At 61.2% G+C, this 7,949-nt stretch carries 8 protein-coding genes and 1 pseudogene; 4 read left to right on the top strand and 5 right to left on the bottom strand.

Features of this window, described 5'->3' with window-relative positions; translation table 11 throughout:
- Positions 1-36: 36 nt before the first annotated feature.
- Positions 37-1,332: a TonB-dependent receptor plug domain-containing protein gene (locus ACEK02_RS17235; protein ID WP_371422804.1), complete on the bottom strand. Its 1,296-nt coding sequence runs from the start codon at positions 1,330-1,332 to the stop codon at positions 37-39.
- A 123-nt stretch (positions 1,333-1,455) separates the two neighbouring features.
- On the opposite strand from ACEK02_RS17235, the gene ACEK02_RS17230 reads away from it, so the two are divergent.
- From ACEK02_RS17230 to ACEK02_RS17215, 4 genes are read left to right on the top strand one after another with little or no spacing between them, the layout of a single operon-like run.
- On the top strand, positions 1,456-2,172 hold the full coding sequence (locus ACEK02_RS17230; RefSeq protein ID WP_371422803.1) for a GntR family transcriptional regulator: 717 nt from the start codon (positions 1,456-1,458) through the stop codon (positions 2,170-2,172).
- Positions 2,173-2,227: 55 nt separating this feature from the next.
- Positions 2,228-3,442, top strand: coding sequence for an MFS transporter (locus ACEK02_RS17225; protein ID WP_371422802.1), 1,215 nt, complete (start codon positions 2,228-2,230; stop codon positions 3,440-3,442).
- Between the two features lie 38 nt (positions 3,443-3,480).
- Positions 3,481-4,359: an amidohydrolase gene (locus ACEK02_RS17220; protein ID WP_371422801.1), complete on the top strand. Its 879-nt coding sequence runs from the start codon at positions 3,481-3,483 to the stop codon at positions 4,357-4,359.
- 7 nt (positions 4,360-4,366) lie between these two features.
- Positions 4,367-5,632: an MFS transporter gene (locus ACEK02_RS17215; protein ID WP_371422800.1), complete on the top strand. Its 1,266-nt coding sequence runs from the start codon at positions 4,367-4,369 to the stop codon at positions 5,630-5,632.
- Positions 5,633-5,731: 99 nt separating this feature from the next.
- Here the strand turns inward: ACEK02_RS17215 and ACEK02_RS17210 are convergent.
- The 4 genes and pseudogenes from ACEK02_RS17210 to ACEK02_RS17195 form a co-directional block, all read right to left on the bottom strand.
- Positions 5,732-5,881: pseudogene (locus ACEK02_RS17210) on the bottom strand (IS5/IS1182 family transposase); the annotation flags it as partial.
- Positions 5,882-6,123: 242 nt separating this feature from the next.
- On the bottom strand, positions 6,124-6,801 hold the full coding sequence (locus tag ACEK02_RS17205) for an LrgB family protein (RefSeq protein ID WP_126066432.1): 678 nt from the start codon (positions 6,799-6,801) through the stop codon (positions 6,124-6,126).
- Positions 6,798-7,181, bottom strand: coding sequence for a CidA/LrgA family protein (locus ACEK02_RS17200; protein ID WP_371422799.1), 384 nt, complete (start codon positions 7,179-7,181; stop codon positions 6,798-6,800). Before ACEK02_RS17200 ends, ACEK02_RS17205 begins: the two co-directional genes overlap by 4 nt.
- On the bottom strand, positions 7,178-7,906 hold the full coding sequence (locus tag ACEK02_RS17195) for an SRPBCC family protein (protein WP_371422798.1): 729 nt from the start codon (positions 7,904-7,906) through the stop codon (positions 7,178-7,180). Before ACEK02_RS17195 ends, ACEK02_RS17200 begins: the two co-directional genes overlap by 4 nt.
- Between the last annotated feature and the right edge of the window lie 43 nt (positions 7,907-7,949).

Raw genomic sequence — 7,949 nt, 5'->3', positions numbered from 1 at the left:
AACTGGCCCCATTTTAAACCGGTGCCTGGCCCGTTTTTATCCCGGTGTTGACACCATTGCCACGCCGGTGAAATTCTTGTCCTCGATATCAGTACGATATTCCGAATCATACCGCCCCAGCCGGAACGATGTCACACCAAGCGCCGCCATCTGCTGCCGGACCGGATCGGGCAGAAACGCATTGTCGTTCTGGATCAAGAGCGCGCCGGCCCCGCCGATACGATAGGGTGCCGTATAGGACTGGGCCTTGCTGTAGGCATAGAAACCCTGTGCGAAGGCAGTGATGTCGGGCGCCAGCTCATAGGAAACGCGACCAAAGGCGGTTCGCCGGTCCAGCGGGCGTGCGATCGGCTGCAAGGTGGCGGTGTTGATGCCGTCACCGCCCGACTGGTTGCTGGCGGTGGTCAATGTGCCGAAATCAAACCGGCCGAACTGGCCGTTCGGGAAGAACTGGGTGCCGACCAACTGCGCTTGCGCGGCAGCCGTTCCTCCCGTTGCGCTGGTGATAAGGCCGCCGAACGTGAAGGGAATGCGGACATCACGTGCCGTTATCAAGGTTGGCGGAGCGTTGGGGTTGACGATAATATTGTCGCCCTCTCGCCGGAAATCCCGTGCATCGCCCTCAACGCCCTTGTTGCTGAAATACTCGCCGGCAAGAAGGATATGGCCTCGTCCACCGGCAAAATCCGTGCCGAATGCGAGCGCCCCGCGATACTCCGCATTGTCTCCCTCACCACTGATGCCGGAACTTCCCTCGACCTTGAGACCGCTGAATTCGCGATCCAGCACGAAGTTGACGACACCCGAAACAGCATCGGATCCGTAGGCGGCAGAGGCGCCGCCGGTGACGATGTCGACACGCTGGATGAGATTTTGCGGCAGGAGGTTGGTATCGACCGTGTTGAGCGTCGATGTCGCAGGGACCCGCATTCCGTCGAGCAGAATGAGCGTGCGCGTTGCACCAAGGCCACGCAGATTGAGATTGAACTGACCCGCACTCTGGGTGCCGCCATTGGCCTGGGTGCCACCAACGGAGACAAGTTGCGGCAAATTGTTCAACGCTGCGCCGATGGTCGTGGGTTGGCTGGCAAGCAATTGCCCGGAATCGACGGCCGTCACTGGCGTGGGGCTGGTCATATTGGGATTCGAGATGCGCGAACCGGTCACGACAATATCGGCGCTTTGGCTCGATGCACTTTGCGTGTCGTCCGATTGAGAACCCGACGCGTCCGCTTGCGCGGCAGCATCGACAGCGGGGGATGTTTGAGCCGATGCCGGAGAGCCGGTATAGACTATGAGCGCCGCCGAACTCAAAAGTGTGAAACCACGCATGATAATCCGTCTCCTGTTGCCCCGCAGGCTCCGCTGCGTCGGCACGTAATGATATACTCATATAGATGAGTCAATGACTAGAAATCCAGTTTGCTAAAATCGTCCAATCTAGTATCCAGCATCATGCTTGCCACGGATGCCCGCCTTCCTCGCTATCACCGCCTTCGCGACAGTCTTGCCCAGCGTATCGCCGCTGGGGAATGGCAGGCAGGTGCCTCGATTCCATCCGAAAGCGAATTGGCGGCGGCCTATGATGTTTCGATTGGAACCGTCCGTCGCGCGATTGACATATTGGAGACGGATGGTCTGATCGAACGCGTGCATGGGCGAGGCATGTATGTCCGTCGCGCGAATTTCGGGGGCTCGCTGTTCCGCTTCTTTCGCGTGGGCGGCAGCGACAGCCCGGAGCCTGTCAGCGACATCAAGTCACGCCGGATCGTCCCGGCCTGTGCGCAAGTGGCCCGTCATCTCAAACTGCGCGGAAACGTTGATGTCGTGCACATCGTGCGCAGACGGCTCGCCGACGACATCGTTCTGCTGCGAGAGGATATCTGGTTGCCGGCCCGTATTTTCGCGCCGATCGTCGACATGCCGCTGTCCGAACTCAGTCTGCTCTATCCCGTTTATGAGAAAAGGTTCGGCAAGGTTGTCGCCCGTGCAAGAGAGCGGCTGTCGATCGAGACCGCCGACGAAGTCATCTGCCGCGATCTGGGAGTCGAAAGCGGTTCGCCCCTCGTGCGGATCGAGCGATCCGCGCTTAATCATTCGGGCGAACCGATCGAATGGCGGGTGTCGTTCGGCGCTGCCGGACGCTTCACTTATGAAATAGAGGTGAGTTGAGCCTTTAGGTTGACAGGCGCCCACTCATCCAGTCATATATATGACTAGGAGATGGGTGGAGAGGTTTGTGGAGGAAGCGCAGGATTCGCGTCGCGCTCTCGCAATCGGCTATGGCGGCTGGGCTTGTGATGCGTTCGACCATCAGATTGTCAGCCTCGCCATTCCCCTGCTTTTGACCGCCTTGCCCATGTCGATGACGGCGGCGGGCGGGATTGCTTCAGCCGCCCTCATTGCTGCTGCGATAGGCGGAACGCTCGGAGGGCTTGCGGCTGACCGATACGGTCGCCTGGCTGTGTTGCAGGTTGCCATCCTCATTGCGTCTGTGGCGACGGCCTTTTGTGCGATGGCCACGACCCCCGATCTTCTGTTTGCAGCAAGGACCGTCCAGGGCTTCGCATTCGGCGCGGAATGGTCCGCCGGCGCGGTCCTGGTCGCGGAAGCGGCGGGGAAGCGACATCGCGGTTTGCTCATGGGACTGATGCAAAGCGCCTGGGCCACTGGCTGGGCTGCCGCGGTGGTCGCATTCCTCATCGCGACGACCCTGTTCACGCCCGATCATGCGTGGCGGGCGATGTTCATCGCCGGCTTGCTGCCGTTGGCGTTCGTGGTCTGGTTGCGATGGAGTGGGACGGATGAGACTATAAATCCGGTTGCACCCCGTATGAGCGATCAGCAATCGGGCAGCTATGCCGGTCGCAGCAGACTGGCGCTGACCGTCACGCTCGGGTTCGGCGCACATGGCGGATATCATGCGGCGTTTACCTGGCTGCCGACCGTGATCGGTCTGTCCGGGGATGACCGGACACGGCAATCGCTGGTGCTCGCGCTCGCCGTACTGGGCTTCGCGATTGGCTGCGTCGTCGCTGGCCGGATCGCGGATCAATGGGGTCGTCGACCGACCCTTGCCCTGTTCGCTTTCGGCGCAGCTCTGGCGACATGCTCGATCGCTTTCTGGCCCACCATGCTGGCCTGGCGTTTGCTGTTTGCCGGATTGCTTGGCCTTGCGGCGGGGGGCGTGCCTGCAATCCTTGCCTGCTGGTTTACCGAATTGTTTCCAAAACAGGTCCGGGGCGCGGCGGTGGGAGCCAGCTATAATGTCGGCAGGCTCCTTTCCGCCCTGTTGCCGGTCTCGATCGGATGGGCGGCAGCCTACATGCCGCTGGCGGTCGTCGTCGCAGGGGTGGCCGCAGCAAGCTATGGCCTTATCGTCCTGATCATCCCGTTTCTCCCTGAAACACGACCGGCGTTCGCCGCCGCCGCATCCTTATGATGTCGAGACGTACGCTTCTTGCCAGTATGGGATCGGTCATGATCTCCGCGTCCGCCAGCGGCCATATGCGGGGATGTCTGGGCATCGATACCCATGCCCATGTCTTCGAACGTCGGCTTAAGCAGAGCCCGAACGCACGCTATCATGTAAATTATGACGCCACACCCCAGGCGTATCTGAAGATGCTTCAGGAGAACGAACTCGGCGCAGGTGTCCTGCTTCAACCGAGCTTTCTGGGATGTGACAACAGCTATCTCCTTCAGGCTCTGCGCTGCTGGCCGGACAGACTTCGCGGTGTCATCACCCCGCCTGGCTATACAGCGGAGTCGCTGGCTCCATTCTTTGCAGAAGCTGGTGTCGTTGGGGTTCGGTTGAATCTGATCGGATTGCAAACGCCCTCACCGGAGCAATTGCAATCTGTCGGACGGGCGGCCGAACGCGCCGGCTGGCATATCAGCCTGCAATGCGAGGCGCAGCGCCTTCCCACACTCCTGCCGGAGTTGCTTTCAACTGGGGCGCCGCTGGTCGTCGAGCATTTCGGACGCCCCTCGCAACGACGGGGCGTCGATGATCCCGGCTTCCGTTATCTCCTTGAGATGGGGAAGGAGCGCAGGGTCCATGTCAAGCTCTCCGCTCCCTATCGGATCGGCGAGGCGACGGCGGAGAAAGCGGTCCCGTTGCTGCTCGACGCCTTCGGACCAGACCGGCTGCTCTGGGGCAGCGACTGGCCCCATACCCAGCACGAAACCACAGGGTCGGCAAGGCACGCACTTCTGTTGCTCGCAAACTGGATACCGGACGCCGCGACCAGACAGACCCTCCTTCTCGACACACCCCGTCGGCTGTTCCGCATTCCGTGGGCCGACGCCACCCAATTACGGAAAGATTCCATCTGTGATGACAATATCCATCAGTGACGACCAGATGATCGAACGCCGCACGATGCGGAAGGTAGGATGGCGGATCGTGCCATTCTTGATCGTCTGCTATTTCATCGCCTTCATCGACCGGGTGAATATCGGCTTTGCCGCTTTGACGATGAATGCAGACATCGGTTTGTCGGAAACCGCTTTCGGTATCGGGGGCAGCCTCTTCTTCATCGCCTACGTCCTGTTCGAAGTCCCCAGCAATCTGGCGATGGAGCGCTTTGGCGCACGCATCTGGATCGCGCGCATCATGGTGACATGGGGAATCGTGGGCATCGGCATGGCTTTTATCGAAGGGGCCACGTCTTTCTACGTCGCCCGCTTTCTTCTCGGGGCCGCAGAAGCGGGCTTCTTTCCCGGTGCGATCCTGTATCTTTCCCAATGGTTCCCGAAAGCCTATCGCGCCAGGATCGTCGCGACATTCATGATCGCTATTCCCATGTCGAGCTTTCTGGGATCACCTGTCGCCGCAGCACTTCTCAGCCTGGACGGGATGGCTGGTCTTGCAGGATGGCAATGGTTGTTCATCCTTGAATCCATACCGGCCATATTGCTGGGCATTCTGGCGCTTCGCGTGCTGCCGAACCGCACCGACCAGGAAACATGGCTGGACCCTGTTGAACGGCGCTGGCTGGCGGACGCATTGGCGAGCGAGCATTCCTCCGCTGCGGCGAGCGATCATCCGCCCCTGTGGCGTACATTGGCGAACGGCAAGGTGTGGGCGCTCGCGCTCATTTACTGCGGCAGTTCCGCAACCAGCAACGCCCTGTCGATCTGGCAACCATTGATCCTCAAATCCTTCGGGCTCAGCAACTGGTCGACTGGCCTGCTCAACATGATCCCCTTCGGCGTCGGCGCGGTTTTCATGATTATCTGGGGACGGATAGCCGACCGGACGGGTGAACGTATCTGGTCCACCGCCATCCCGCTGGCTCTCACCTCCACCTGCCTGTTCGCAACGCTTGCAACCAACTCCCTGTGGACGACATTGCTGCTGCTCAGCATGATCCTGATCGGGAATTATGCGATCAAGGGGCCATTCTGGGCGCTGACGTCGGAAACCCTGACGCCGGCGACTGCAGCTGCAGGCATCGCCGCTGTCAACACGATCGCGCACATCGGAACCGGCGGTGCGACATCGTTGATCGGCATCATAAGGCAACATAGCGGCAGCTTCCCTGTCGCGCTGCTGCCCCTGGCGATCCTGACCGCGACCGGCGCCATAACGACCCTCATTCTGGGACGATACAACAGGTCAAGATAAGGCGCCTCGTCACCCAATGCGCTATTCAGCGGTTCTTCATTGTCACCTTCATCTTGCGGTTCGCCATGTGGCCATGTGGCCTGTGGATTGATGCGATCAGGCCCGGGCGGTTTGTCTTTCCCAGTCTTTGGACAGGCGGCGGCGCCGGCCAAACCGAGCATGAGTCCGATCGACAACCTACCGACCGGGCAGGATCTCGAAACCAGTGACCTTGTCGGATCGCCGAATGATGTCGACGGTCCAGCGCCGCGTGCTGGCAAAAGTGAACCTGAGCCTGCAACCGGCATGGTCGTCGTGGCGTACCGACGGGAACCGCGTGTGGATTGGAGCCGGCCCAACAACGGCTCCATCTCGATCCTGGATAGCGGCGTGCATCTATCGCGGTCCGTGTGTTGCCGCACTGCCAATGTGGTCGAAAAACCAGGTGTCGGATGTCTGAGCGCTTGCGGTCGATCTGCGGCCTCGACGGCGGCGCGCTTCCGGAGAACAGTTCACGAATAGGACGCGCCGAGGAATAGTGCGGTAAAGACCGCGTTCAACGCCATCCCCAAGCTGGCGAACGCGCCTTCGACGTCCTGACGCTGATGGGCCTTGGCCGCACCAATTCCGTGCGCTGATACCCCCGCCGCAAAGCCATTCGCGGCCGAACTTCGTGAGCCGACCAGCCGAAACAGAACTGGATAGGCGATCGCGCCAAAAACGCCGCTGGAAAGAACGGCTGCCGTCGCCAGGCTGCCGGAGCCACCCAGGCCCTGCGCGATTTCGATCGCGACGGGTGTGGTGACCGAACGGGGCGCAAGCGATGCAAGCACGTCCGGCGGGACACCCAGCGACCAGGCGACGCCCACCACTGTTGCCACGGCAGTAAGCCCTCCCGCAACAAGAGCGCTGAGCAGCGGAACCAACGCGGCGCGGACAATCGCACGGTTGCGCCAGATGGGGATAGCAAGAGAGACCGTCGCGGGACCCAGAAGAAAGGTCAGTGTACAGGTCGATGCCGCATAGCTGGCATAGGGCGTTCCGGTCGCAAGCAACAAGACGATCAGGATCGGTGTCGCGGTGAGAACCGGATGAGCAAGCGGGTGCCGGTCGCTCGCCCACGAGACGTAATCAGCCACGACGAAAATGCCGAGGGTCGCCGTCAACCCCAGCAGCGTAGCCGAAATCAAGACCGCCCCTGGATCGATCGCTGAACGGCCTCGAACACGAATGCGGTAACGATCAGCGTCGCGAGTGTGGAAACGGCAAGCGCGGTGATCATCGCCAAGCCGAATTGGCTCAACGCGCGCCCTTGCGTCATCACCCCGGCGGCCGAGGGAACGAACAGCAGCGGCAAGGTCCGGATCAACCAGCCCGACACTCTTTCCAGTTCCGCCGTGGGGCCAGAGCGGAGCGCCAACCCGCCAAGGAGCACGGCCAACCCCAACACGGTGCCCGGCACCGGGAGCTGCAGCAATCGGGTCAGCGTGTCGCCAATGAGATAGGCGCACAGGAGCAGGGCTGCGGAAAAGATAATCCCGTCAGGCTTCGCATCGGTGCCGAGCGTCATCGAAACCCCGCAGCGTTCAACGTACCGCTCAGCCGGTCCAGCACCGCGATACTGTCCGCCTCGATTCCGGGCCGAAGAAAGCGCCGGTCCAGCAGGCGCCCGATCGGGCTGCGGAAGCGATACTCGAACGTGCGGCTGAGGCGGGTGGTCGAGCCTTCCTGAACCGCATCATAAGTGAGGAAGCCGACCAGACCCAGCTTCCCCTCGCACCGCGCCTGCCAGCGCCGCCCCGGAATCACTTCGGTCACGCGCCAGATCAAATTCCCCGCGCGCGCCGAATGATACCGAAACCGCTTGCCCTCCGGCAGCGACCCGGCCGGCGCCTCGATCCGCACGTCATACGGGTGCCACTCAGGCCAACGCGTGGCCGTGCCGATATAGCTGATGGCGTCGGCAGCGGCGGACCTTACGCTGGTGTCGCGCTGCAGCCGGGCGAAACCGGCTCTGGAGGCCAAGCTCTCATCCTCGATGTTCCAGCGAAGTGTCCCGTAGAGCCAGTCGAAGAGCGGGACGACGATGTTGAAGTTGGCAGACGTCATCAGCTCGCGCGAATGGTGAACCTCATGTAATTGCCGCATGTGGCGAACCCAAGGGAGCTTTGAGATGGGGTGTGCGTCAGGAAGATGTTCGAAGGAGTGCAGCGTTTCATAGAGCATATAGCCGAGCAGCATCGAGCCGAAGAACAACGCAGCGACGTTCGCATTCCACTGGCTGACTGTCAACACCGGGATAAAAACGGGCCAGGCACCGGTTTAAAAAGGGGCCAGT

Origin of the sequence: Tardiphaga sp. (genome assembly GCF_041424195.1) — a bacterium.
In the GTDB taxonomy this organism is placed as follows: domain Bacteria; phylum Pseudomonadota; class Alphaproteobacteria; order Rhizobiales; family Xanthobacteraceae; genus Tardiphaga.
Note: the sequence above shows the minus strand (reverse complement) of the source record. Positions and strands in the feature narration are given on the sequence as shown.

What these genes read in the sequence shown, in the direction of transcription:
- ACEK02_RS17230 (WP_371422803.1), top strand. Translation starts at nt 1,456, where the DNA reads ATGCTTGCCACGGATGCCCGCCTTCCTCGCTATCACCGCCTTCGCGAC.
- ACEK02_RS17220 (WP_371422801.1), top strand. Translation starts at nt 3,481, where the DNA reads ATGATCTCCGCGTCCGCCAGCGGCCATATGCGGGGATGTCTGGGCATC.
- ACEK02_RS17200 (WP_371422799.1), bottom strand. Translation starts at nt 7,181, where the DNA reads ATGACGCTCGGCACCGATGCGAAGCCTGACGGGATTATCTTTTCCGCA.
- ACEK02_RS17235 (WP_371422804.1), bottom strand. Translation starts at nt 1,332, where the DNA reads ATGCGTGGTTTCACACTTTTGAGTTCGGCGGCGCTCATAGTCTATACC.
- ACEK02_RS17215 (WP_371422800.1), top strand. Translation starts at nt 4,367, where the DNA reads ATGATCGAACGCCGCACGATGCGGAAGGTAGGATGGCGGATCGTGCCA.